Source organism: Ruegeria sp. HKCCD7559 (genome assembly GCF_013110575.1).
GTDB lineage: Bacteria > Pseudomonadota > Alphaproteobacteria > Rhodobacterales > Rhodobacteraceae > Ruegeria.
In genome coordinates this window covers 57,039-78,467 of record NZ_WVQU01000007.1, presented here as the reverse complement: position 1 = coordinate 78,467, position 21,429 = coordinate 57,039, and the positions used below count along the sequence as shown (strand labels likewise).

Annotated in this window: 29 protein-coding genes; 16 read left to right on the top strand and 13 right to left on the bottom strand. The window is 59.0% G+C overall.

The features are described 5' to 3' along the window. Positions 1 to 69: 69 nt before the first annotated feature. A complete protein-coding gene (locus GS605_RS16675; protein ID WP_171637351.1) occupies positions 70 to 669 on the bottom strand; it encodes a phospholipid-binding protein MlaC in 600 nt (199 codons plus the stop codon). After that, on the bottom strand, positions 659 to 1,429 hold the full coding sequence (locus GS605_RS16670; protein ID WP_171637476.1) for a VacJ family lipoprotein: 771 nt from the start codon (positions 1,427 to 1,429) through the stop codon (positions 659 to 661). The genes GS605_RS16675 and GS605_RS16670 overlap by 11 nt, the downstream gene beginning before the upstream one ends. Positions 1,430 to 1,774: 345 nt before the next feature. Here GS605_RS16670 and GS605_RS16665 point away from each other — a divergent pair, with 345 nt between their 5' ends. The 4 genes from GS605_RS16665 to GS605_RS16650 are packed head-to-tail and all read left to right on the top strand — an operon-like array spanning position 1,775 to position 4,517. Beyond that, the gene (locus GS605_RS16665; RefSeq protein ID WP_171724704.1) at positions 1,775 to 2,230 is read left to right on the top strand and encodes a RidA family protein; all 456 of its coding nucleotides are present in this window, start codon (positions 1,775 to 1,777) and stop codon (positions 2,228 to 2,230) included. Beyond that, on the top strand, positions 2,227 to 2,994 hold the full coding sequence (locus GS605_RS16660) for a glycerophosphodiester phosphodiesterase family protein (RefSeq protein WP_171724703.1): 768 nt from the start codon (positions 2,227 to 2,229) through the stop codon (positions 2,992 to 2,994). The genes GS605_RS16665 and GS605_RS16660 overlap by 4 nt, the downstream gene beginning before the upstream one ends. Positions 2,995 to 3,039: 45 nt before the next feature. Continuing rightward, complete coding sequence (locus GS605_RS16655) at positions 3,040 to 4,227, top strand: GNAT family N-acetyltransferase (RefSeq protein WP_171637349.1); 1,188 nt, start codon at positions 3,040 to 3,042, stop codon at positions 4,225 to 4,227. Beyond that, a complete protein-coding gene (locus GS605_RS16650; protein WP_152459417.1) occupies positions 4,224 to 4,517 on the top strand; it encodes a 4a-hydroxytetrahydrobiopterin dehydratase in 294 nt (97 codons plus the stop codon). The genes GS605_RS16655 and GS605_RS16650 overlap by 4 nt, the downstream gene beginning before the upstream one ends. On the opposite strand, the gene GS605_RS16645 is transcribed toward GS605_RS16650, so the two are convergent. From GS605_RS16645 to GS605_RS16630, 4 genes are all read right to left on the bottom strand, one after another. Further along, on the bottom strand, positions 4,514 to 4,822 hold the full coding sequence (locus tag GS605_RS16645) for a hypothetical protein (protein ID WP_171637348.1): 309 nt from the start codon (positions 4,820 to 4,822) through the stop codon (positions 4,514 to 4,516). The two genes, GS605_RS16650 and GS605_RS16645, sit on opposite strands and share 4 nt — an antisense overlap. 21 nt (positions 4,823 to 4,843) lie before the next feature. After that, the gene (locus tag GS605_RS16640) at positions 4,844 to 5,191 is read right to left on the bottom strand and encodes a hypothetical protein (protein ID WP_171724702.1); all 348 of its coding nucleotides are present in this window, start codon (positions 5,189 to 5,191) and stop codon (positions 4,844 to 4,846) included. Between the two features lie 11 nt (positions 5,192 to 5,202). After that, entirely contained in the window at positions 5,203 to 5,448 is a 246-nt protein-coding gene (locus GS605_RS16635; RefSeq protein ID WP_171637346.1) for a glycine zipper 2TM domain-containing protein, read from the bottom strand. 102 nt (positions 5,449 to 5,550) lie between these two features. Further along, the gene (locus GS605_RS16630; protein ID WP_171637345.1) at positions 5,551 to 6,036 is read right to left on the bottom strand and encodes a peroxiredoxin; all 486 of its coding nucleotides are present in this window, start codon (positions 6,034 to 6,036) and stop codon (positions 5,551 to 5,553) included. 99 nt (positions 6,037 to 6,135) lie between these two features. Between GS605_RS16630 and GS605_RS16625 the strand changes: the two genes are divergently transcribed. From GS605_RS16625 to GS605_RS16610, 4 genes are all read left to right on the top strand, one after another. Continuing rightward, complete coding sequence (locus GS605_RS16625) at positions 6,136 to 7,347, top strand: NAD(P)/FAD-dependent oxidoreductase (protein WP_171724701.1); 1,212 nt, start codon at positions 6,136 to 6,138, stop codon at positions 7,345 to 7,347. After that, positions 7,344 to 7,901, top strand: coding sequence for a 16S rRNA (guanine(966)-N(2))-methyltransferase RsmD (rsmD, locus tag GS605_RS16620; RefSeq protein ID WP_171724700.1), 558 nt, complete (start codon positions 7,344 to 7,346; stop codon positions 7,899 to 7,901). Before GS605_RS16625 ends, rsmD begins: the two co-directional genes overlap by 4 nt. A gap of 89 nt (positions 7,902 to 7,990) precedes the next feature. Further along, a complete protein-coding gene (locus GS605_RS16615) occupies positions 7,991 to 8,626 on the top strand; it encodes an HAD family phosphatase (RefSeq protein ID WP_171724699.1) in 636 nt (211 codons plus the stop codon). 25 nt (positions 8,627 to 8,651) lie between these two features. Continuing rightward, complete coding sequence (locus GS605_RS16610) at positions 8,652 to 8,831, top strand: hypothetical protein (RefSeq protein ID WP_171724698.1); 180 nt, start codon at positions 8,652 to 8,654, stop codon at positions 8,829 to 8,831. Here GS605_RS16610 and map read toward each other — a convergent pair. The 4 genes from map to sfsA all read right to left on the bottom strand — a co-directional run bounded on the left by map (position 8,819) and on the right by sfsA (position 11,431). After that, positions 8,819 to 9,631, bottom strand: coding sequence for a type I methionyl aminopeptidase (gene map, locus GS605_RS16605; protein WP_171637336.1), 813 nt, complete (start codon positions 9,629 to 9,631; stop codon positions 8,819 to 8,821). The two genes, GS605_RS16610 and map, sit on opposite strands and share 13 nt — an antisense overlap. A 165-nt stretch (positions 9,632 to 9,796) precedes the next feature. Then, positions 9,797 to 10,147, bottom strand: a complete 351-nt coding sequence (locus tag GS605_RS16600; protein WP_117871746.1) for a hypothetical protein — start codon at positions 10,145 to 10,147, stop codon at positions 9,797 to 9,799. A 46-nt stretch (positions 10,148 to 10,193) separates the two neighbouring features. Further along, positions 10,194 to 10,568 carry a hypothetical protein gene (locus GS605_RS16595; protein ID WP_117871748.1) on the bottom strand — a complete coding sequence of 125 codons (375 nt, stop codon included), beginning with the start codon at positions 10,566 to 10,568 and terminating at the stop codon, positions 10,194 to 10,196. Positions 10,569 to 10,735: 167 nt separating this feature from the next. Then, on the bottom strand, positions 10,736 to 11,431 hold the full coding sequence (gene sfsA, locus GS605_RS16590; RefSeq protein ID WP_171724697.1) for a DNA/RNA nuclease SfsA: 696 nt from the start codon (positions 11,429 to 11,431) through the stop codon (positions 10,736 to 10,738). 50 nt (positions 11,432 to 11,481) lie between these two features. On the opposite strand from sfsA, the gene GS605_RS16585 reads away from it, so the two are divergent. Genes GS605_RS16585 through GS605_RS16570 form a run of 4 tightly spaced genes read left to right on the top strand, consistent with a single transcriptional unit; the run spans position 11,482 to position 14,398 of the window. After that, positions 11,482 to 12,204: a molybdopterin-binding protein gene (locus tag GS605_RS16585; protein WP_171724696.1), complete on the top strand. Its 723-nt coding sequence runs from the start codon at positions 11,482 to 11,484 to the stop codon at positions 12,202 to 12,204. Next, the gene (locus GS605_RS16580) at positions 12,201 to 12,911 is read left to right on the top strand and encodes a GNAT family N-acetyltransferase (protein ID WP_171724695.1); all 711 of its coding nucleotides are present in this window, start codon (positions 12,201 to 12,203) and stop codon (positions 12,909 to 12,911) included. Before GS605_RS16585 ends, GS605_RS16580 begins: the two co-directional genes overlap by 4 nt. A 30-nt stretch (positions 12,912 to 12,941) precedes the next feature. After that, a complete protein-coding gene (locus GS605_RS16575) occupies positions 12,942 to 13,499 on the top strand; it encodes a peroxidase-related enzyme (RefSeq protein WP_152459932.1) in 558 nt (185 codons plus the stop codon). Then, on the top strand, positions 13,496 to 14,398 hold the full coding sequence (locus GS605_RS16570) for an OmpA family protein (protein WP_171724694.1): 903 nt from the start codon (positions 13,496 to 13,498) through the stop codon (positions 14,396 to 14,398). Before GS605_RS16575 ends, GS605_RS16570 begins: the two co-directional genes overlap by 4 nt. Here GS605_RS16570 and GS605_RS16565 read toward each other — a convergent pair. Beyond that, positions 14,391 to 15,353: a sodium-dependent bicarbonate transport family permease gene (locus GS605_RS16565; protein WP_171637331.1), complete on the bottom strand. Its 963-nt coding sequence runs from the start codon at positions 15,351 to 15,353 to the stop codon at positions 14,391 to 14,393. The two genes, GS605_RS16570 and GS605_RS16565, sit on opposite strands and share 8 nt — an antisense overlap. Positions 15,354 to 15,451: 98 nt before the next feature. Here GS605_RS16565 and GS605_RS16560 point away from each other — a divergent pair, with 98 nt between their 5' ends. Next, positions 15,452 to 16,369: a hydrogen peroxide-inducible genes activator gene (locus tag GS605_RS16560; RefSeq protein ID WP_171172024.1), complete on the top strand. Its 918-nt coding sequence runs from the start codon at positions 15,452 to 15,454 to the stop codon at positions 16,367 to 16,369. A 52-nt stretch (positions 16,370 to 16,421) separates the two neighbouring features. On the opposite strand, the gene GS605_RS16555 is transcribed toward GS605_RS16560, so the two are convergent. Beyond that, on the bottom strand, positions 16,422 to 17,327 hold the full coding sequence (locus tag GS605_RS16555) for a LysR family transcriptional regulator (RefSeq protein ID WP_152459401.1): 906 nt from the start codon (positions 17,325 to 17,327) through the stop codon (positions 16,422 to 16,424). Between the two features lie 227 nt (positions 17,328 to 17,554). On the opposite strand from GS605_RS16555, the gene GS605_RS16550 reads away from it, so the two are divergent. Together GS605_RS16550 and GS605_RS16545 are read left to right on the top strand one after the other, a co-directional pair. Then, positions 17,555 to 17,995: a DUF4399 domain-containing protein gene (locus GS605_RS16550; protein ID WP_171724693.1), complete on the top strand. Its 441-nt coding sequence runs from the start codon at positions 17,555 to 17,557 to the stop codon at positions 17,993 to 17,995. Between the two features lie 99 nt (positions 17,996 to 18,094). Beyond that, positions 18,095 to 18,703: a LysE family translocator gene (locus GS605_RS16545; protein ID WP_171637328.1), complete on the top strand. Its 609-nt coding sequence runs from the start codon at positions 18,095 to 18,097 to the stop codon at positions 18,701 to 18,703. A gap of 21 nt (positions 18,704 to 18,724) precedes the next feature. Here the strand turns inward: GS605_RS16545 and GS605_RS16540 are convergent, their stop codons facing one another. Beyond that, a complete protein-coding gene (locus GS605_RS16540) occupies positions 18,725 to 20,752 on the bottom strand; it encodes an NADPH-dependent 2,4-dienoyl-CoA reductase (RefSeq protein WP_171724692.1) in 2,028 nt (675 codons plus the stop codon). Between the two features lie 137 nt (positions 20,753 to 20,889). Between GS605_RS16540 and GS605_RS16535 the strand changes: the two genes are divergently transcribed. Next, the gene (locus GS605_RS16535) at positions 20,890 to 21,381 is read left to right on the top strand and encodes an RNA pyrophosphohydrolase (protein WP_171724691.1); all 492 of its coding nucleotides are present in this window, start codon (positions 20,890 to 20,892) and stop codon (positions 21,379 to 21,381) included. Positions 21,382 to 21,429: the final 48 nt, after the last annotated feature.

Here is a 21,429-nt window from a genome sequence, read left to right as displayed (position 1 = left end):
GGTGGTCAGACGCCTCTGCCCCACTGTTGTCAAAGGCGTAATTCAATGTCCCGCCGCAAGTGAAATGGATCAGCCCGTCTTGTTCAGGTCTTTGATCAACTGGTCCAGGTTGCCTTTGCGGGCATCCAGCATCGCGCCGATTTCGGTACGCTCGGTCAGCAACAAATTCACGCCTTCGATGAACATGTTGTAGAATTTTTCACGCCCTGACTTGTCCGAAACAAGGAACGTCACATCAAACGGAGCCGAGCCGCGCAGCTTGACAATTGTGCGCACTTCATATCCGGCCTTGATCTTGCGGGCATTGCGCACGTTGACCTCACCGCCGATGAACTCGCGGAAGCGGCGACCATATTTACGCGAGATATAGCCTTGAAAAGCCTTGGTGAATTGCTTTAGCTGGGATGGGGTGGCCGTGCGGGCATCGGCACCGAGGGCATAACGCGCCATGATCGGGACGTCGGCATATTGCACAAAGATCTTCTCGAAATCACGCAGCATCGCATTCTCTGACTTGCCCGATGCGATAACCCTGTTGATGTCGTTGACCACACTGTTAACCAGTGCCTTGGCTGATGCCTCGGTTTGGGCAAACGCGGATTTGGGCAAGACGGCCAAAGCCAGACCGGCTGCGACAAAGTTACGGCGGTTCAACTCGTTATTCAGCATAGGGGTCCTCGTAGGGGTCTAGATAGGGGTCCCTGACCGGGTCTGTCCCGGTTTCGGCATAGGGGTCAGAATACAAATCCAGATAGGCGTCTTCGTCATCTCTTGCCAGTTCGAAGCGACGGTTTTGCAGATAGATCAGGCGGGCCTGCGCATAACTGTCTGCGCTTTCATACAGAATCGAGTCCACGGTATCCGAGAACCGTCCACGATCGCCCATGCGGCGAACGACTTCGGCATAAACGCCCAGATTGTCGGCGGGCCGGACCGGGGTAAAATTGATCGGATTCGAGAACAAGTTGATCACGACCCCGATGGCATCCCTTTGGGTCGACGGGCCATAGAAAGGCAGTTCAACATAAGCCCCTTCACCGACCCCCCAGACGTGCAGGGTCTCGCCGAAATCAGTATCGACGGGCGGCAGGTTCAGCTCATCTGCGGGCGCGGACAGGCCAAAGCCGCCCACGGTCATGTTGATCACAAATCGCAGCAGCGCATTGCCCATCTGTTTCGGGTTGCCCTGAAGCAGGTAGTCGACCGCTTGTCCGGGCAACGAGATGTTTTCGGCGAATGTGCTGAAACTGGTGACCATGGGATCAGGAACGATCTTCACGTACCCTTTCGACGCAGGTCGAAACAGAAATCGGTCAACGCCCAGATTGAACTTGTGAATTCCCCGGTTCGCGTTTTCGTAAGGGTCGAACACGTCGCTGCGAGAGGCACCCTCGGGCGGGGTCGTTGCACAGGCGGACAGAATGGCCATGAGTGACAGGACAACCAGGTGTTTCAGGCGAAATCTGCTCGACACGATCTTTGCTTCTCCCAAATGCCCGACATCCTCTCTGTCGGGCCAACAATCACAATTCACCAATACTTACACGCCGGTAAGGCACAAGTTCTTGTCACATAGTCGTTTCAGGTCTCAAATGAAACACCTAGCGTGTAACCTGTCCGTCAGGTCCGGGTAAAGTAATTGAGTATCTACAAGTCATAATAAGTAAAGATATGCTCAGATCGCATGCAAGCCGGAATTTGCCGCATTCCGTCTTTCCACGGCTGTGCTTCCCGGTTAGCGTCCGGCAGAGTCAATCAGGGAAGGACCCTCTCAATGAGCATCGCTGCAAAATTGGAAAGCCTCGGTGTCACGCTGGGCGACGCACCCGCGCCAGCGGCAAATTATGTGCCGTATGTGCGTGTGGGCAATATCGTGTACGTGTCCGGCCAGATATCGAAATCAGACGAGCTGATCACCGGCAAGCTGGGCGATGATATGGATGTCGAGACCGGAGCCGCAGCGGCGCGGGTCTGCGCGATCAATCTGCTGGCACAGGTCAAGGCGGCCTGTGGCGGAGATATCGACAAACTGGTGCGTGTCATCAAGCTGACCGGTTTCGTGAACTCGACCGCAGATTTCACTGCGCAGCCGCAAGTGATCAACGGCGCATCCGACTTTCTGGTCGAAGCGCTGGGCGACGCCGGTCGCCACTCGCGCTCTGCCGTAAGTGCTGCGTCGCTGCCTTTGGGCGTGGCGGTCGAGATCGAAGGGATATTCGAGATCGAATGATACCGCCCCTGCCAACTGCGTTTTTGCAGGCCCCGATTGCTCATCGGGCGCTGCATGACGTCTCGAACAACCGCCCGGAAAACAGCCGGGCGGCCATTCGTGCCGCCATTGATGCCGGATACGGGATCGAGATCGACCTTCAGCTGACATCTGATGATCGTGCCGTCGTGTTCCATGATTACGACATGGGGCGTCTGACCGGCCAGCCCGGGCCGATCCGGCAGGTGTCGGCGGCGGCGGCGTCTGAATTGACCCTTCTGTATGGGGATGACGGCATTCCAACGCTGGATCAAGTGCTGGACATGGTCGCAGGCCAGGTGCCGCTGCTGATCGAGCTGAAGGATCAGGACGGCGTTATGGGTATGAATATCGGCGCCCTCGAGCACGACACCGTGCGCGCATTGCAGGGCTATGACGGCCCGGTGGCCCTGATGTCCTTCAATCCAAACTCGGTTGCGGAACTGGCGCGGCTGGCCCCGCATCTGCCGCGCGGCATCACGACTTGCGCCTATGAGCCCAGTGTCGAGCTTCTGCCGCAAGACGTCTGCGACACCCTGCGCGACATTCCTGATTTTGACCGTGTCGGGGCCGGTTTCATCAGTCACGAGGCGGAAGATCTTTCCCGCCCGCGTGTGGCCGAACTGAAGGCGCAGGGCGTGCCGATCCTGTGCTGGACCGTCCGAACGCCTGAACAAGAGGCAGAGGCCCGCATGGTTGCCGACAATGTGACCTTCGAAGGGTATCTGGCCGCGCATTCAGCTTGAACCTTGCCGCCTCGGTCACAGATATAGGGCTGGTGCGGAGGAAACATGGATCAGGCCCAAATCGAAGTTCAGGTCATTGGGTCTCTGTCGCGGATTTCAGCGGCCGAGTGGGATGCCTGCGCCTGCCCCGAGGCCGCTGATGGTGGGCGGCCCCTTGATCCCTTCACCACGCATCGCTTTTTGCTGGCGCTCGAGGAAAGCGGCTCGGTCGGGCGCGGTACGGGTTGGCAACCGCAATACCTGACCGCCTTTCTTGACGGGATCCTGATCGCAGCGGCCCCGATGTATGCCAAATCGCACAGCCAGGGCGAATACATCTTTGACCACAGCTGGGCCCATGCCTATGAAAGCGCAGGCGGACGGTATTATCCCAAGCTGCAAATTGCGGTGCCGTTCACACCCGCCACCGGGCGGCGGTTTCTGGTGCGCCCGGGTTATGACAGGATCGGAATGTCGGCTTTGGTGCAGGGTGCCGTTCAACTGGCGGCCGACAATCAGGTCTCTTCGGTTCACGTAACCTTCTGTACAGAAGCCGAGGCATTGGCCGGAGAGCAGATGGGGCTAATGCTTCGCAGCTCGCAGCAGTTTCACTGGCTGAATGATGGCTACGCCGAATTCGATGACTTCCTAGCGGCCTTGTCCTCACGCAAGCGCAAGAACATCCGCAAGGAACGCGCGCAGGCCAATGGTTTTGGCGGTGAAATCCACACATTGACGGGCGATGACCTGCGCCCGGAACACTGGGATGCATTTTGGCGGTTCTATCAGGATACCGGGGCGCGAAAATGGGGGTCGCCCTATCTGACGCGTCAGTTTTTTGACATCGCACAAGAGACGATGGCGAAGGACATGGCCCTGGTTTTGGCTGAACGGGATGGTCATGCCATTGCGGGTGCGCTGAACTTCATAGGCCGCGAAACGCTTTTTGGGCGGTATTGGGGCTGCATTGAACATCATGCCTGCCTGCATTTCGAACTGTGCTACTATAGGGCGATAGACTTTGCCATTGCCCACGGTCTGGCCCGGGTAGAAGCGGGCGCTCAGGGTGAACACAAGCTGGCGCGGGGCTATTTGCCGACGCGCACGCATAGCTTGCACTGGGTCGGCGATCCGGGATTTGCCGATGCCGTCAAAAAATATCTGGACGCCGAAGGCCGCGCAGTGGGAGAAGAGATCGAGATTCTGACGGATTACGGCCCGTTCAGGAAATCGAACCCGGAGGAACAGCAATGACTGAACTTTTGTCCGCCGAGACCCGTGGCCCGCTGCTGGATCCGCTGTTCAAAAACGGCTGGACCATGGTCGAAGGCCGCGACGCGATCACCAAGACCTTCATTTTCGACAACTTCGTGCACGCATTTGGCTGGATGACGCAAGTGGCGATCTGGGCCGAGAAATGGAACCATCATCCAGAATGGTCCAACGTCTACCGCACGGTCGAGGTGGTTCTGTCCACCCATGACGTAGGCGGCCTGTCGTCACTGGACGCCAAACTGGCCCGAAAGATGGACAGTCTGTGCTAGCGGTCGTTGCCTGACCCTTGGCCACCGGCAAGCGACGCAGCCGTGCCCATCTGCTTGAATTCCGCAGGTGTGACGGTGCCATCGCTGACATCGATGGACCTTGGGATGCCAGTGGTCTTGTTCCCGATCTGGCGCACGCTGCGCGCCGCTGGGTTGATATCCAGACACCGGTTTTCATAGCAGGTCAGGCCAGACGGATTGATCTGGATGCGGGCCTGTCCGTCAGGCCCCGTCACCACAGGAGATTGCTGAACGTCACAGGCCGCGGCCAGTGCCAAAGCACCCATTCCGATCCATTTTTTCATAGCAAGCTCCTTCAGGCGGGCTTAGTCCAGTTGACCATTGCCATTCTGATCTGCCGCACCAAAATCTTCATTCATCTGGGCATCATATTCAGATCTTGAGATAAAGCTGTCCTTGTTGCGGTCAACATTCTGGAACTGCTTTATGTCCAGAAACGGCTTGGCCTCGGCCTGACCCAGTGTGCCGTTCTTGTCTTCGTCCATGGCCTGAAACGCATAGTCTGAAAAAGCGTCGAATTCGTCTTTGGACAGGAACCCGTCATTGTTTGCGTCGATGGCATTCAATTCTTTTTCATGCAGCTCGGCCACGGTTTCGGCATTGGTCGCCGAGGCTAGGAATGCAGCCGTGAATACAAAAATCGTCCGTTTCATGTCCAATCTCCTCAGCATGCAAACCTTTGGCCTTCAATGCCACCGGCAGCAGCGCCGGCTGCGGTCAGGATCGTCTTGCCCGATCCGCCGCCGAACTGGTTGCCGATCGCGCCGCCGATCAAGGCGCCGCCCAATGTGCCGCTGAGGCAGGCAATTTCGTGCTGCCGGGCGGCTTGCTGTTGCGGGGTTGGGGCCGGACCGCAGGCTGCCAAAAGGGCTGCGCTGGTCAGGATGGATGGAAATACCTTAAGTTTCATAAAAGTCTCCCCAATTTTGTGCGACGAGTATTCGCGCATTGAGGCAGTGCTTCAAGTTAAATTGGGTTCACGCGGCCCCGGACAGACCGGGGCCGGCCAAATTCAGATCACCTCCAGCAGACCTTCACCCGCCGAGATCCCGCAAGCACCGGGGTTATCTTCCAAGTTCAGGGCCGTGACCTTGCCGTTCTCGACCAGCATCGCATACCGTTTCGAGCGTGCGAACAGGCCAACGGGCGGGGCGTCGAAATCCATGCCGATGGCTTTGGTGAATTCTGAGGCCGCGTCTGAAACCATGGTCAGTCCGGCTGCGGCCGCGCCGGTGGATTCACCCCAGGCCTGCATGACGAACGGGTCGTTGACCGACAGGCACATGATCTCGTCCACGCCCTTGTCGTCGAACTGCTTTTTGGTGCGAATGAAGCTTGGCACATGTGCGGTGGTGCATGTGCCGGTATAGGCGCCGGGCACAGCGAAAATGACAACCTTGCGCCCTTTGGTCTTGTCTGAAATCCGAACTTCCTCTGGCCCGTCGGCCCCCATCTGGATCAGTGTGGCCTCGGGCAGAGTGTCTCCTGTTGAAATCATTTTTCAGCTCCTGTCGTTTGGATTTGCAGAATTGGGCTAAGCCGCAATATAGGTGGTCAAATCAGAGAGACCACGGGAAATCTGCAGGGTGGGCAAAGCATGAGCCATATTGTCGTGATTGGCGCGGGTCAGGCAGGAGCGTCCTTGGTGGCGCGGTTGCGCAAGGACGGGTTCGACGGAGAGATTACTCTGATCGGGGCCGAGCCGCATCTGCCGTATCAGCGCCCGCCTTTGTCCAAGGCCTATCTTCTTGGAGAGATGGAACTGGAGCGCCTGTTCCTGCGACCCGAAAACTTCTATGCCGAAAACAACATCACTCTGCGGCTTGGCCTGCGCGTGACCGGCATCGACCCCAAGGCCAAGACGGTCACTGTTGGGGATGAAGTCATCCCGTATGACGAACTGGCGCTGACCACCGGGTCAGATCCGCGCCGCCTGCCTGCCGCCATCGGAGGTGATCTGGACGGCGTGCACGTGGTGCGCGACCTGGCCCATATTGACGAGATGGAACCCAAAGTGACCGAAGGCGCCCGCGCGTTGATTGTGGGCGGCGGTTACATCGGGCTCGAGGCCGCCGCCGTCTGCGCGAAACGCGGCGTCAAGGTCACCTTGGTCGAGATGGCCGACCGCATCCTGCAACGGGTCGCTGCGCCAGAAACCAGCGCGTATTTCCGCGCGTTACACAGCGAATACGGTGCCGACATCCGCGAAGGCGTCGGGCTGGATCGTCTGATTGGCGAAAATGGCAGGGTTGTGGGGGCCGTGTTGACGGACGGCACGACGCTGGACGTTGATTTCGTCGTGGTTGGTGTGGGCATCACCCCCTCAACCCAACTGGCCGAGATGGCAGGGCTCGAACTGGACAACGGCATCAAAACCGATGCCCATGGTCGCACGTCTGATCCGTCGATCTGGGCGGCGGGCGATTGCGCCTCTTTTCCGCATGGCGAAGGGCGTATCCGTCTGGAAAGCGTCCCAAACGCCATCGACCAGGCCGAAATTGTGGCGCAGAACATGCTAGGTGCCGCCAAGGATTATGTGGCGACCCCATGGTTCTGGTCGGACCAGTACGACGTCAAGCTTCAGATCGCGGGCCTGAACACCGGATATGATCGCGTGGTGACCCGCAAGGGCGAGGGTCAGACCGTGTCTTTCTGGTATTACAAAGGCGACAGGCTGATTGCTGTGGACGCGATGAATGACCCGCGGGCATACATGGTCGGCAAGCGATTGATCGAAATGGGCAAGACCGCTGATCCCGAAGTCGTGGCAGACCCCAACGCGGACCTGAAACCGCTGCTCAAGGCGTGAGGATCATAGCCGGAGAATTCCGGGGCCGCGCCCTCGCCTCGGTTGGCAAGGGTGATGCGGGCGCGCATCTGCGCCCCACCACCGACCGCGTGCGTGAAAGCCTGTTCAATGTGCTCAACCACCAGATCGATTTTGACGGTTTGCGCGTGCTGGATCTGTTCGCGGGAACCGGGGCGCTGGGGCTCGAGGCGCTGTCGCGGGGGGCGTCGCATGTCACCTTCGTCGATGACGGGCGGGTGGCTCAGGGGTTGATACGCAAGAATATCGACCTGACCCGCAGCGCCGACCGTACCGACTTGGTCCGTCGCGATGCGACCCGGTTGGGCGACAATCCCGGCGCTCCATACGATCTGGTTTTTCTGGACCCGCCTTACGGGAAATCCATGGGGCAGAAGGCCGTCGCCGCCTTGGCCAATGGCTGGATCGCGGATGATGCCTTGTTGGTCTGGGAAGAAAATGCCCCGATGCAGGCGCCGGCCGGGTTCACATTGCAAGACAGTCGCAAATATGGCGACACGCATATTTCCTTGATGTGGAAAGATGTGCCAGGCTGAGATGTTCCGTGCGGTTTGGCCCGGGGCCTGTGTTTGCATTGACGGGACAGCTTGGATAGGCCGAGCGCGAGGCACAGCAGGAATCCCATATGCACGATCTTGTCATTTTCGATTGCGACGGCGTTCTGGTGGACAGCGAGGTGATCTCGAACCAGGTGCTGGTGGACAATCTGGCGCATCATGGCCTGCAACTGGCACTGCGTGAATGCATGTCCCTGTTCGTGGGCGGAACCATGGTGGGGGTGCGGGACAAGGCCCGCGCGATGGGCGCCGTTCTGCCCGAAGACTGGATAGATCAGGTCTATGCCGAAACCTACGACCGCCTACGCGCAGGTGTGCCATTGGTCCCCGGCATCGCAGACCTGCTTGCGGGGCTGGATCAAAAGGGTATCCCCTGTTGCGTCGCGTCGAATGGCAGCCCGGACAAGATGAAGATCACTCTGGGTCAGAACGGGCTTTGGGACCGTTTCAAAGACGTGATGTTCTCGGCCCATGTGCTGGGCACCGGAAAGCCGGACCCAAAGATGTTCCGCCTGGCCGCCGAGCACTTTGGCGCGACGGCTCCGGTGGTGATCGAAGACAGCCACAGTGGTGTCACGGCGGCGATCCGCGCCGGCATGCGTTGCCTTGCTTATGCGCCTCATGGAGGCGGTGAAAAGCTGGCGGATCTGGGGGCCGAGGTGATCACGGACATGTCACAGGCGCATGGGTTGTTGGGACTTTGACCCGCGGTTGTGCTAGTGTGCACGCATGGACCGCACCCTGACACCTTTTGCCTGGACCTTTTCCAGTGACACCGAAGCCTCAACCGGCCCCGAGCGTAAACCCATGCGCGCGCCGGTCTTCATCCACGACGCGGTTACGCCGTGGGCGGACGAAACGATGCTGCTGAAACTCCTTCGCGAACAGGCCGCGGATCAGGAGGAATAGGTCGGGTGAAATTTGCCAGCGGGTGACAGGGTAAAGATATCGACCCCATCCGAGGTGACGCCCACCGAATGTTCGAACTGTGCCGACAACGATTTGTCGCGGGTCACGGCTGTCCAGTCGTCGGCCAGAGTCTTGGTTTCCGGGCGACCCAGATTGACCATGGGTTCGATCGTAAAGAACATACCCTCTTCCAGAACGGCACCGGTGCCCGGGCGACCATAGTGCAGCACGTTCGGTGGCGCGTGAAACACACGACCCAGACCATGACCGCAGAAATCACGCACGACGCTCATCCGATGTGCTTCGACATAGGACTGGATGGCATGGCCGATGTCGCCAAAGGTATTGCCCGGCTTGACCATCTCGATGCCCTTGAACAGTGCGTCATGGGTCACCTGGATCAGCCGTTCCGCCTTGCGCGGCAGCTTGCCCGCCACATACATGCGCGAGGTGTCGCCAAACCAGCCATCGACGATGACGGTGACGTCGATATTCAGGATATCGCCGTCCTTCAGCTTTTTCTCACCTGGAATACCGTGGCAGACCACGTGGTTCACGCTGATGCAGCTGGCGTGCTGATAGCCTTTATAACCTATGGTGGCCGAGGTCGCACCGGCGTCTTCGACCATCTGCGTGATCAGCCCGTCAATGGCGCCCGTGGTTTGTCCGGGAAACACATGTTCGGCAATATCATCCAGAATCCGCGCCGCCAAAGCCCCCGCCGCGTGCATCCCGGCGAAGTCACCTTGTTCATAGATGCGAATGCCGTCCTTGGTCAGGCGGCCACGATGCTCTTTCATCGACGCTAAGCTCCAAATGTTGCGCGCAGCATTCCTTTTACGCTGCTTGTGCAGAAAGTACCAGAGGGCGCGGGGTCACACTCACTCAGCGAAGTAGTTCGACGGTTCATGACTTTCAACAGCCGCTCTCTCATGCTGGCACTACGACCCTATGCCGAAACAGGCTCAATCCCAGGCTATTCTGGGGGGCGGAGTACCGCAAACTTCCAAACGAGCGGACAGGGCGATCAATTTGCCTTTGGTCGCGGCTATTTCGCCCTCCAGATCATCCCCTGATAAACTGGATACAGGAACTCCAATCAACAGCACGCCGACAGCGTCACCGGCAACTGCTTGTTTCTGGGCGGAAATCAAGGCGGGCACTCTGGCGACCTCTTGTTGGTAGAGTTGTCGTGCCTTTGCGCAGGATACGTTGCTATAGACATCCCCGATTGGAACCGGTGCGATCGAACTTGGTTGTTCCGCACATGCTGTGGCGGCGAGAATGGCGGCCAATGTGATTAGAAATTTTGGCATGCTGGACTCCGTGGATTCTGACATAAGGCGACAGTTTCGCGGAGACTCAACAGGTATAGGTGAACTCCCACTGAGGGTCGAGGACCAGTCTGGCAGAACGGATGTCACATGTTCTGCCGGTTGACTTCAGGTATTCTGTCGCCGCCGATTGAAAGACCAACTGCGTGGGGTCCATACTGCCAGCCAAGCCGAATGTTGCCCCTTCTGCTGCACCGGCCAAGGCGGCATCTCCCAGGCTAGGTGTCAGCATAATCAAGCCGCTTTCAGGCTTGTCGAAGACGCGCCAGGTTCTGCCATAGGCTTCGAAGTTTACTGGGTCGACGTCGCCATATGTCTTCATCGCGTAACTCATGCCCGAGCAAGAGGCCGTGTACAGGAGTACGGCGCACAGAACGGTCATACCAATGGTTTTGTATCGCATGACAAATCTCCCCCCGAAATTGTCGTGCTGAATAGCAAAGCTTTTTTTATGCTGATTAACATTGATATGAATCAACAAATAGTATTTTAAGAATATTTATAGTGAGCTTTAGGTTTGACCCGAGATGCCAGGCTTTCTTGATTCTAGTACGCGCCGCTGAATAGCCTTTAGATCGGTTTGGGTAAGACTGCGATCCCCTCTGGTGAAATCTTCGTCCCATACACTAACCGCTCGACCCCCTGCGCCTGCGCCGCCTCAAATGCCGCCGCATAGGCTGGATCAATATCGGCCGCCAAAGCAAACCGGTCGCAATCGGTTCGCTGAACCAAATACAGCATGATCGCCCGGTGCCCTTGCGCGGCCATGGCGGCCAACTCGCCCAGATGCTTGGTGCCACGGGCTGTGACGCTGTCGGGAAACTCGGCCAGTCCGGGCTGGCGTGACAGTGTCACGCTTTTCACCTCGACATAGGCATCCGGCAGGCCCGGCTCCGTCAGCAGGAAATCGATGCGGCTGTTGTCGCCGTATTTCACCTCGGGCCGGATGGTGTCATAGGTGGCCAGTTCGGGAATCTCACCGGCTTCCAAAGCAGCCCGCAGCGCCCGGTTCGGGACCGAGGTATCGACCCCGGTAAAATGCCCGTTCTCGTGGTCCACCAGCCGCCATCCGAATTTCAGCTTTTTCTTCGGATCGTCGTTGGGTTCCAGCCAGATTTTCTCACCCGGCTCGGCCAGCCCCATCATCGATCCCGGATTGGCGCAATGGGCCGTTACCTCACTCCCGTCCTCAAGCCTGCAATCAGCCAGAAAGCGTTTGTAGCGGCGGATCAGCCGGGCGGGGACAAGAGGGGTTTCAAATCGCATGGTTCAGGGCCTATACCTGCCCCTGAGAACGATCAAGAGGGGACAGCGCCATGGGCAATCCAACCGCAGCGATGCTGGTGATCGGGGATGAAATCCTGTCGGGTCGCACCCGCGATGCGAATATGCATTTTCTGGCGCAGGAACTGACCAAACACGGCATCGACCTGAAAGAGGTCCGCATTGTCAGCGATGACGCCCCTGCCATTGAAGCGGCCGTCAAAGCGCTGTCCGACGCTTATGACAATGTCTTCACCAGCGGCGGCATCGGCCCGACCCATGACGATATCACGGCCGATTGCATTGCCCGCGCTTTTGACACACCCATTGATGTGCGCGATGACGCGCGCGCGCTGTTGCAGGCTCATTACGACAAATCCGGGCTGGAACTGAATGCCGCCCGCCTGCGCATGGCGCGTATTCCGGACGGTGCGACGCTGATCGAAAATCCGGTTTCGACGGCGCCCGGGTTCACGCTTGCGAATGTGCATGTCATGGCGGGTGTGCCGTCGGTTTTTCAGGCGATGGTGGCGAGCGTTTTGCCAACATTGACCGGAGGCCGCCCTTTGCTGTCGCAAACTCTGCGTGTGGACCGCGGAGAAGGTGATATCGCCGCAACCCTGGCGGCCTTGGCCGAAGATTTCAGCGACCTGTCCATCGGGTGCTACCCGTTTCAGATCAACGGTGCCTTCGGGGCCAATGTGGTTGTGCGCGGCACCGACGGGGGCCGGATCGACGCGGCCACCACCCGCCTGGCGAAAGAGCTTGAGCTTTGAGCAATAGCTGGGCGGAAATAGTCGACGGAACATGGCCCGCCGCACGCTATCAGCGGCTTGGCCCGTTTCTGCTGCGTGAGGGGCAGGGCGGAGGGTCGCGCGTATCAGCGGCCAGTGCATTGGGCCCGGCCAATGAAGACGACATCGACGCCGCCGAGGCCGCGATGTTGTCCATGGGGCAAAAACGCATCTTCTGCCTGCGGCCCGGGGATGAAGCCCTGGATGCAATGCTGGCCCAGCGGGGATACGACATTCTTGACCCGGTCAACATATATGTCTGCCCCATCTCTCGGCTGATCGATCAGCCGATCCCACCGGTCATGGTGTTTTCGATCTGGGAACCGCTTGAGATCATGCGCGAAATCTGGGCCTCGGGCGGGATCGGACCCGAGCGGATCGCGGTGATGGAACGTGCCAAGGGACCCAAGACAGGATTTTTGCTGCGTCACAACGACAAACCCAGCGGCGTGGCTTTTGTGGCGATGCATGCAGACACTGCGATGGTCCACGCGCTGGAAGTGTTGCCCGAACACCGTCGTCAGGGGCTGGGCCACTGGACCATGCGCGCGGCGGCATTCTGGGCGCGTGATCACGGTGCGCAGAACCTCAGCGTGATCTGCACCAAGGCCAATGAGGGCGCCAACGGTCTTTATCGTGCCCTCGGGATGGAGATCGCGGGCGAATACCATTACCGTCATCTTGTCTGAACCGAAGAGGCCGCCGTGATACAAAAAGACATGCCTACCGCGCTGAACCTGCCCATGGTCGATCCGCTGCCGCCGGAAACGCAGAAATACTTTGATATCTGTGTCGAAAAACTGGGCATGGTGCCGAATGTGCTGAAAGCCAACGCATTCGACATCGACAAGCTGAACGCCTTCACCGCGATGTACAACGACCTGATGCTGGCTGACAGCGGGCTGACCAAACTGGAACGCGAGATGATCGCGGTCGTCGTCTCTTCGATCAACAAATGCTTCTACTGTCTGGTCGCCCATGGGGCGGCGGTGCGTCAGCTTTCGGGCAATCCACAACTGGGCGAAATGCTGGTGATGAACTATCGCGTCGCCCCGCTGGAGCCGCGTCAACGGGCGATGCTGGACTTTGCCGCAAAGATGACCACCGCCAGCGCCGAGATCGAAGAGCCCGACCGCCAGCGCCTGCGCGATGCAGGCTTTTCCGACCGCGACATCTGGGACATCGCCAATGTCGCCGGGTTTTTCAACATGTCAAACCGGGTGGCCAGCGCGACTGCGATGGTGCCCAACGAAGAATATCACGCACAGTTTCGATGATCCGCGCCGCCGCCTTTGTTGCCCTGCTGATGACAGGACCTGTTGCCGCGCAGGACCTGACCCTGCCGGCCAGTGCCCGACAGATCAGCGACCGAACATCGCCACTGGACAGCTATGACCTGCCGACGGGGCCTTATGCAAATGGCTCGGTTCCCGCAGAAACGCGCGAAGGGCGCGTGGAACGCTATACGTGGCGGCTTCAGGCGGGGTCGAGCACGACATTGCAGCTGCTGGCACCGTTGCGGGACCAGATCGAGGCGCAGGGCTACAAGATCCTGTTCGAATGCGACGCGCGGGTTTGCGGTGGTTTCGACTTCCGCTTTGGCACCGAGGTCGTGCCAACCCCGGACATGTATGTCGCCATTCAGGATTACCGTTTTTTGTCGGCCACCAAGGGGCCGGTTGCCCTTAGCCTGCTGGTCAGCCGCAACCCGCCGGATGGCTATGTGCAGATGATCCGGGTCACACCCCAGGACGCGCCGGACCCGGACCCTGTGGTGGTAGAGCAAGCCGTGGAAGGCTCGGTCGGGGTGTTGGAGGCCTTGGCGACAACGGGCCACGTGATCTTGGATGACCTGCATTTTCCGACGGGCGAGGTTGCCCTGGGCGAAGGGCCGTTTGACTCGCTGACCTTGCTGGCCGGATACTTGACCGACAACCCGAACACACGCCTGGCGTTGGTAGGGCACACTGACGATACCGGTGCCTTACAGGCAAATATTGCGGTTAGCAAAAGCCGGGCCGAGGCGGTGCGGACCCGCCTGATCGATGCGCATGGCGTGGCACCCGACCGGATCGAAGCGCAGGGTGTTGGCTATCTGTCTCCGCTCACATCGAATGCAACTCCGGAAGGGCGCGATCTCAACCGTCGGGTCGAAGCCGTATTGCTGGTCAACTGACCCACCACAGGTACAGCGGCAATCCGACGGTGATGTTGAACGGAAACGACACCCCCAGCGACAAGGTCAGATAGATCCCGGCCTCGGCCTTTGGAAGGGCGATCTTCATCGCGGCGGGAACCGCGATATACGAAGCCGAGGCTGACAGCACCATGAACAAGAACAAGCTGCCCTGTGGCAAGCCGATCACGGCACCTACCGCCCAGGCCATAAATGCGCCGATCAGGGGCATCAAGACACCAAAGGCGAACAGGCCAACCGACAGCTTGTCTCGGTTGCTGATCAGGCTGCGCCCTGCCGACAGGCCCATATCCAGCAGAAACAGGCACAGAATTCCGGTGAAAGGAGTCACGATGAAGGGCGCGATCATCTGCATGCCTTCACCACCGGTGATGGCTCCGATCAGGAAGGCACCGGTAAGCAGCACGATCGAGCCGTTGGCCAGCAGATCGCGCCACAGCTTGTCATCCTTGACGCCATTGCTTCCGGTCTTGTGCGCCAACCAAAGCGCCGACAGGATTGCGGGCACCTCCATCGCAGCCGCAACGGCCACCATGAATCCGTCATGGGTCAGCCCCACCAGATCCAGCAGGCTGGTGGCCGTAACAAAGGTGACGATCGAGATCGAACCATAGTGCCCTGCCACCGCCGCCGCGTTCAGCGCATCCAGCCGTGTCATCACCCTGAGCAGGCCAAAGGCCACGAAGGGGATGGTAAAGGACAAGGCGACACCGCCCAGCAGCGTCAGGAACAGTTGCAGGTGAATGCCATGCGCGGCCAGACTGGCACCGCCTTTGAACCCGATGGCCAGCAGCAGGTAAAGCGACATGAACTTGGCCGCGCCCGCCGGAATGGACAGGTCACTGCGTACAAAGGCAGCCAGAAGCCCAAGGGCAAAAAACAGTATGGTCGGCACAAGCAGGTTGCTGGAAAGCGTCTCGATCACTCCGGGCATAATTGACTCCTGATCCCTCGTTTTCGGGTTAGGTGCCTTGCAAAACTGATTTCGCCAAATACTATCTTTCTAAGTTATATATAGTTTCAGGCTATGAAATGCGTCCCACATTGCGACAGTTGGAATACATCGTTACGGTCAGTCGCCTTGGGCGATTCAGTTTGGCTGCCGAGGTGCTGAATGTCAGCCAGCCCAGCCTGTCGACGCAAATTGCGACTGTAGAACAAGAGCTTGGCGTTCGGATCTTTGAGCGTAACCGGGGTGGTATCCAGGTGACGGCGAAAGGAGAAGAATTCATCTTGCGCGCACAGAAGATCCTGGCAGAGGTCAAGGACCTTCGCCACGCCATGTCGAACGATATGCCCGTCGGAGGACGATTGCGACTGGGGGTTTTGCCTTCGATCGGGCCTTATCTGTTGCCGCAAGCCATCAAACAGGTGCACCGGATTCGCCCCGGATTGCGTATTGCGGTTCGCGAGGAAAACACACTGGATCTGGAACAGGGTCTGAAATCCGGTCGCTTTGATCTGATATTGTCCACGCCCGAAGACCATCCGAATACCGTGCAACACCGGTTGTTCAACGAACCTCTTTGGGTCGCGGTTGCCGTTGATGACGTTCTGGCGCGGGACTTGCAGGGTGTCAGTGCCACCGATCTTCAGAACCGGATCTTCCTCACCCTGGATCAAAGCCACCGCCTGTCGCGCATCGTCTATGCATTGGCGGCGGAATGCGGTGGGGTTGTTTCGGATGAGTATGAAGGCACGACGCTTGATTCCATTGTTCTGATGGCGGCTTCGGGTGTTGGTGTTGCGGTACTGCCTGATCTTTATGCTCGCAGACAGGGGATCTACCGCGACGAGGTGCGCTTGCGACCGCTGTCCATCGCCAATGCAAATCGCGATATTGCTCTTTTGGCACGCAGTTCCGAGACCCCACCGCCGGGTCAGAATGTGCTGACGGACAGCTTGCGCACTTCCGCCCGGTCCATGGGACTGTCAGTGATCGACCCGTAAAAAAAGGCCCGCACTTTCATACGCGGGCCAAAGGTTGGTCTTCAGGGAGAAATTACCAGTCCATCGGACCCTTCCCATGGAAGGAATCAACGAGGAAATCGATGAAGGCCCGCACTTTGGGTTGCGTAAAGCGGCCCGGCGGGTAGACGGCGTAAACGCCTTGAACTTCGTCAGGCAGGGACGGCATTGCATCGACAACCAGCCCGGCCTTCAGGGCTTCGGCGTAAAGATAGCTGGGTAGATAGGCGATACCCAGGCCGGAAACCGCTGCGTTCAACAGGGATTGGCCATCATTGACACTCAACCACCCGGCGGTACGAACCTGACGTTTTTCGCCGGACGGCGCGGTCAGTTTCCAGACATTGCCCGAGGATTGGCTGGAATAATGCAGCAGCTTGTGTTCGTTCAGATCATCGATCTTCTGCGGCCGGCCGAATCTTTCGACATAACTGGGCGCGGCGACCATGCGTTTGACCGTCTCGGTCAGTTTGCGGGCGCGCAACGTGCTGTCTTCCAGCTCACCAATGCGCACGGCCACGTCAAATCCTTCGGAAATCAGCTCGACATAGCGGTTGTTCAAAACCATGTTCACGGTGATGTCGGGGTAGGCTGCAAGGAACTCGGACAGAACAGGTGACAGGTGATTGACGCCGAAATCCGTGGCGACGCTGATGCGCAAAAGACCAGACGGGGCCGATTGCATTGACGTGACCAGTGAATCCGCTTCTCCGGCATCATTCAACACGCGCCGCGCGCGGTCATAATAGGCCAGCCCGATTTCCGTTGGTGAAACCCGGCGCGTGGTGCGGTTCAACAGCCGCGCTCCCAGACGCGCCTCAAGGCTCGATACGTGTTTGGACACAGCTGATTTGGAGATGCCCATCTTTTTGGCCGCATCGGTGAAGCCACCCTGGTCCACCACATTGGCGAAGGCTTCCATTTCGGTCAGTCGGTCCATACTCGTTCCCCAGATCTTGATTTCCGTCCTGACTATGGCGCTGAATCTGGGCGGAAACGGGGCAGACATGGGATAATATCAGGGATTTGAATCGGATCGTTTGCGTATGAGAAACGCAGAAACAGTGGTTTCCAAACTCACCTCAGGCATTGTGATGCTGTGTTTTTCAGGCAATCGCGCTAAGATCTCTCATTGAGAATGGCATTTTTGTGACCAGGGAGGAGATCATGAGAACCTTTTTCGCCATTGCTGCGCTTTGCCTTTCTGTGGGCTTTGCGCATGCCGGAGGAGAGACCCCGTCGAATCCTGATGCAAAAGTCTATTTCGTCAACCTGTCGGATGGCGATACCGTGCAATCACCGGTCACGGTTGTCTTTGGCCTAAGCGGCATGGGCGTCGCGCCCGCCGGAACCGACAAAGAAAACACCGGGCACCACCACCTGCTGCTTGACCGTCCCCCGCTGGGTGAAGGCGAGGATGGCGCGGATGAGTTGGCCAATGGCCTGCCCGCCGACGATAATCACATGCACTTCGGAGGCGGTCAGACCGAAGTAGCATTGGATCTGTCGCCGGGCCAACACACCCTGCAATTGGTTCTGGGCGATGCCGGGCATGTGCCGCATTCCCCGCCGATTGTATCCGAAGTGATCACGATCACCGTGGAATAGCCGCAGGTCGTTGAAACCGTCCGTTCGGTTCATGTGATGGAAAGGCATTTACATTTTCGGCGCACTTAGTGAATCTGCCTGCATTTGCAGGGGGTAATAATGTCGCTGGAATTCTTCGTCACATCATTGATTGTTGTTTTGCTGCCGGGTACCGGCGTCATCTATACTTTGGCTGTCGGTCTTGGGCGCGGGTTTCGCGCAAGTCTTGCCGCAGCCTTCGGATGCACACTTGGGATCGTTCCTGCGGCCTTGGCCAGCATCATCGGACTTGCAGCCTTGCTGCACACCAGTGCCGTCGCGTTTCAACTCATCAAATATCTTGGCGTCTTGTACTTGTTCTACATGGCATGGGGAATCCTGAAGGACGGTGGTGCCATGGACGTCGCGGCGGAGAAATCCGCAAAAAGCGACTTTAGAATTGCCGTGACAGGAACGCTGATCAACGTTTTGAACCCAAAGTTGTCGCTATTCTTCCTGGCCTTTCTGCCTCAATTCCTGCCGGCGAATGCAGCAAATGCAGGAATGGAGCTGGCCAAACTGGCGCTGGCCTTCATGGCCATGACATTTATTGTTTTTGTCGGGTATGGGGCATGCGCCGCACTGGCGCGGGACTATGTGATCCGGCGCCCTGCTGTGATGGCGTGGATAAAGCGGTGTTTCGCAACCGCTTTTGGTGCATTGGGTGCAAAGCTCGCGCTGTCGGACTGAAGACACTCTGAACGAGTGGCTTCAGAACTCTGCGGCAAGGCGTGTGCCCTGATTGATCGCGCGTTTGGCGTCCAGTTCGGCCGCCACGTCCGCCCCACCGATCACATGCGGGGTGATCCCGCGTTCGATCAGCGCGTCGGCCAGCGACCGCTCGGGCACCTGTCCTGCACACAGAACGATCGTATCCGCCTTGATGACGGTCGGATCGGCGCGCTCTTCTCCGAACGAGACATGCAGCCCCTCGTCGTCTATGCGTTCATAGTTCACGCCGCCCACGAAGTTGACATCCTTCATCTTCAGCGTGGCGCGGTGGATCCAGCCGGTGGTCTTGCCCAGCCCCTTGCCATGCGCCTGCTTCTTGCGCTGCAGCAGCGTGACCTGCCGCTTGGGCGCCTCGGGTTGCGGGCCTTCGGGCGCCAGGCCTGCGCGGTGCTGTTCAGGGTCGGCGACGCCCCATTCCTTCATCCACAAAGGCAGGTCGGTGGTGGGCGAATGGCCTTCCTCCAACAGGTATTCCGACACGTCGAAGCCGATGCCGCCGGCGCCGATCACGGCCACCGATTTGCCCACCGGGGCCTTGTCGCGCAGCACGTCGATATAGTTCACGACATTGTCGCTGTCTTCGCCCGGGATCTGCGGGTCGCGCGGGTTGACGCCCGTGGCGATCACGACCTCGTCGAACCCGACCAGATCGTCGGCGCCGACTTTGCGGCCTAGTTCGACCTTGACGCCCAGATCGTTCAGCATGGTGCGGTACCAGTCCACCAAGCCCCAGAACTCTTCCTTGCCCGGCACCTGCTTGGCCATGTTCAGCTGGCCGCCGATCTCGTCGGCTTTGTCAAACACGGTCACGTTATGGCCGCGCTCCGCCGCCGTCATCGCCGTGGACAGGCCCGCCGGACCCGCGCCCACGATGGCCACGCGCTTGGGCGTGGCGGCCTTTTCGATCACCAGCTCGGTCTCGTGGCAGGCGCGCGGGTTGACAAGGCAGGATGTCAGCTTGCCGCTGAAGGTGTGATCCAGGCAGGCCTGGTTGCAGGCGATGCAGGGCGCGATCCTGGCCGACTCGCCGGCCATCGCCTTGGCCACGAAATCCGCATCCGCCAGCATCGGCCGCGCCAAAGAGACCATATCGGCACAGCCCTCGGCCAGCACCTGCTCGGCCACATCGGGCGTGTTGATCCGGTTCGAGGTGATGACCGGAATCCCCACCTTGCCCATCAGCTTCTTGGTCACCCAGGAAAAGGCCGCGCGCGGCACGCTGGTGGCGATGGTCGGAATCCGCGCCTCGTGCCAGCCAATGCCGGTGTTGATGATCGTGGCCCCGGCCTTTTCGATCTCCTGCGCCAGTTGCACCACCTCGTCATGGGTCGAGCCGTTGGGTACCAGATCGATCATCGACAGCCGGTAGATGATGATGAAATCGGTTCCCACCGCCGCGCGGGTGCGGCGAACCACCTCGATAGCCAAGCGCATGCGGTTCTCATAGGACCCGCCCCAACGGTCTGTGCGCTTGTTGGTGTGGGTCACCAGAAACTGGTTGATGAAATAACCCTCGGACCCCATGATCTCGACCCCGTCATAGCCCGCCTTTTGGGCCAGCACGGCGGCGTTGACGATGTCGCTGATCTGTTTCTCGATGCCGTCCTCGTCCAACTCGTTGGGGGGGAAGGGCGAGATCGGAGACTTCACCGGGCTGGGCGCCACGCATTTCGGCCCATAGGCATAGCGGCCCGCATGCAGGATCTGCATCGCGATCTTGCCACCTGCCTGATGCACACGGTCGGTGACGACGGAATGATTGGCCACGTCCTTGTCGCTGGTCATCATCGCCGCCCCCGGCAGGACCGAGCCTTCAAGGTTCGGCCCGATTCCCCCCGTGACCATCAGCGCCACGCCACCGCGCGCGCGGGCGGCATAGAACTCGGCCACCCGGTTCCAGTCGCCGGTTTCTTCCAACCCGGTATGCATCGAGCCCATCAGGACCCGGTTCTTCAACGTGGTAAAGCCCAGATCCAGTGGTGCCAGCATGTTTGGGTACACAGTCATGGCAAAACTCTCCCTCCTGAATTTGTGCGATAGATTGACGTTCGCGTAAACTTTGTCACGCGAAACCCCACGTCACCCTCTTTGCTGTTGCGCCGGTGGTTGCTAGAGGTGGGCGGAACAACCCGATGAGGCCGCGCATGACCCCCGAAGATATTGCAAAACTGCCCTACCGCCCCTGCGTCGGGCTGATGCTGATGAACGATCAGGGCCAGATCTTTGTCGGACAGCGCAACGACCGCCACGCGAACGCCTGGCAAATGCCGCAGGGCGGTGTGGACAAGGGCGAAGACCCTCGTGATGCGGCCTTGCGAGAGCTGTTGGAGGAAACCGGAGTCACGGCTAATCTGGTTGAAATCATCGCGGAAACCGAGGGCTGGCTGCCTTATGACCTGCCGCATGACATCGTGCCCAAGATATGGAAGGGCCGCTTCCGCGGGCAGGAGCAGAAATGGTTCCTGATGCGGTATCTGGGAACCGACGATCAGATCGACATCGCAACCCACCACCCCGAGTTCACCTGCTGGAAATGGCAGGAGCCAGACCGGCTGATCGCTGAAATCGTGCCTTTCAAGCGTGATGTGTATGAGCGCGTGGTCGAGGCTTTTTCCGACTATCTAAGCGAATTCTGATCGCTTGGGTTGCGTTTCAGATTGATCCGCTAGGCGGACAAAGTCGCC

Bases quoted from the DNA above. Each gene is read 5' to 3' on its own strand.
- GS605_RS16675 (WP_171637351.1), bottom strand. From the start codon at position 669: ATGCTGAATAACGAGTTGAACCGCCGTAACTTTGTCGCAGCCGGTCTG.
- GS605_RS16670 (WP_171637476.1), bottom strand. From the start codon at position 1,429: ATGGCCATTCTGTCCGCCTGTGCAACGACCCCGCCCGAGGGTGCCTCT.
- GS605_RS16665 (WP_171724704.1), top strand. From the start codon at position 1,775: ATGAGCATCGCTGCAAAATTGGAAAGCCTCGGTGTCACGCTGGGCGAC.
- GS605_RS16660 (WP_171724703.1), top strand. From the start codon at position 2,227: ATGATACCGCCCCTGCCAACTGCGTTTTTGCAGGCCCCGATTGCTCAT.
- GS605_RS16655 (WP_171637349.1), top strand. From the start codon at position 3,040: ATGGATCAGGCCCAAATCGAAGTTCAGGTCATTGGGTCTCTGTCGCGG.
- GS605_RS16650 (WP_152459417.1), top strand. From the start codon at position 4,224: ATGACTGAACTTTTGTCCGCCGAGACCCGTGGCCCGCTGCTGGATCCG.
- GS605_RS16645 (WP_171637348.1), bottom strand. From the start codon at position 4,822: ATGAAAAAATGGATCGGAATGGGTGCTTTGGCACTGGCCGCGGCCTGT.
- GS605_RS16640 (WP_171724702.1), bottom strand. From the start codon at position 5,191: ATGAAACGGACGATTTTTGTATTCACGGCTGCATTCCTAGCCTCGGCG.
- GS605_RS16635 (WP_171637346.1), bottom strand. From the start codon at position 5,448: ATGAAACTTAAGGTATTTCCATCCATCCTGACCAGCGCAGCCCTTTTG.
- GS605_RS16630 (WP_171637345.1), bottom strand. From the start codon at position 6,036: ATGATTTCAACAGGAGACACTCTGCCCGAGGCCACACTGATCCAGATG.
- GS605_RS16625 (WP_171724701.1), top strand. From the start codon at position 6,136: ATGAGCCATATTGTCGTGATTGGCGCGGGTCAGGCAGGAGCGTCCTTG.
- GS605_RS16615 (WP_171724699.1), top strand. From the start codon at position 7,991: ATGCACGATCTTGTCATTTTCGATTGCGACGGCGTTCTGGTGGACAGC.
- GS605_RS16610 (WP_171724698.1), top strand. From the start codon at position 8,652: ATGGACCGCACCCTGACACCTTTTGCCTGGACCTTTTCCAGTGACACC.
- map (WP_171637336.1), bottom strand. From the start codon at position 9,631: ATGAAAGAGCATCGTGGCCGCCTGACCAAGGACGGCATTCGCATCTAT.
- GS605_RS16600 (WP_117871746.1), bottom strand. From the start codon at position 10,147: ATGCCAAAATTTCTAATCACATTGGCCGCCATTCTCGCCGCCACAGCA.
- GS605_RS16595 (WP_117871748.1), bottom strand. From the start codon at position 10,568: ATGCGATACAAAACCATTGGTATGACCGTTCTGTGCGCCGTACTCCTG.
- sfsA (WP_171724697.1), bottom strand. From the start codon at position 11,431: ATGCGATTTGAAACCCCTCTTGTCCCCGCCCGGCTGATCCGCCGCTAC.
- GS605_RS16585 (WP_171724696.1), top strand. From the start codon at position 11,482: ATGGGCAATCCAACCGCAGCGATGCTGGTGATCGGGGATGAAATCCTG.
- GS605_RS16575 (WP_152459932.1), top strand. From the start codon at position 12,942: ATGCCTACCGCGCTGAACCTGCCCATGGTCGATCCGCTGCCGCCGGAA.
- GS605_RS16570 (WP_171724694.1), top strand. From the start codon at position 13,496: ATGATCCGCGCCGCCGCCTTTGTTGCCCTGCTGATGACAGGACCTGTT.
- GS605_RS16565 (WP_171637331.1), bottom strand. From the start codon at position 15,353: ATGCCCGGAGTGATCGAGACGCTTTCCAGCAACCTGCTTGTGCCGACC.
- GS605_RS16560 (WP_171172024.1), top strand. From the start codon at position 15,452: ATGCGTCCCACATTGCGACAGTTGGAATACATCGTTACGGTCAGTCGC.
- GS605_RS16555 (WP_152459401.1), bottom strand. From the start codon at position 17,327: ATGGACCGACTGACCGAAATGGAAGCCTTCGCCAATGTGGTGGACCAG.
- GS605_RS16550 (WP_171724693.1), top strand. From the start codon at position 17,555: ATGAGAACCTTTTTCGCCATTGCTGCGCTTTGCCTTTCTGTGGGCTTT.
- GS605_RS16545 (WP_171637328.1), top strand. From the start codon at position 18,095: ATGTCGCTGGAATTCTTCGTCACATCATTGATTGTTGTTTTGCTGCCG.
- GS605_RS16540 (WP_171724692.1), bottom strand. From the start codon at position 20,752: ATGACTGTGTACCCAAACATGCTGGCACCACTGGATCTGGGCTTTACC.
- GS605_RS16535 (WP_171724691.1), top strand. From the start codon at position 20,890: ATGACCCCCGAAGATATTGCAAAACTGCCCTACCGCCCCTGCGTCGGG.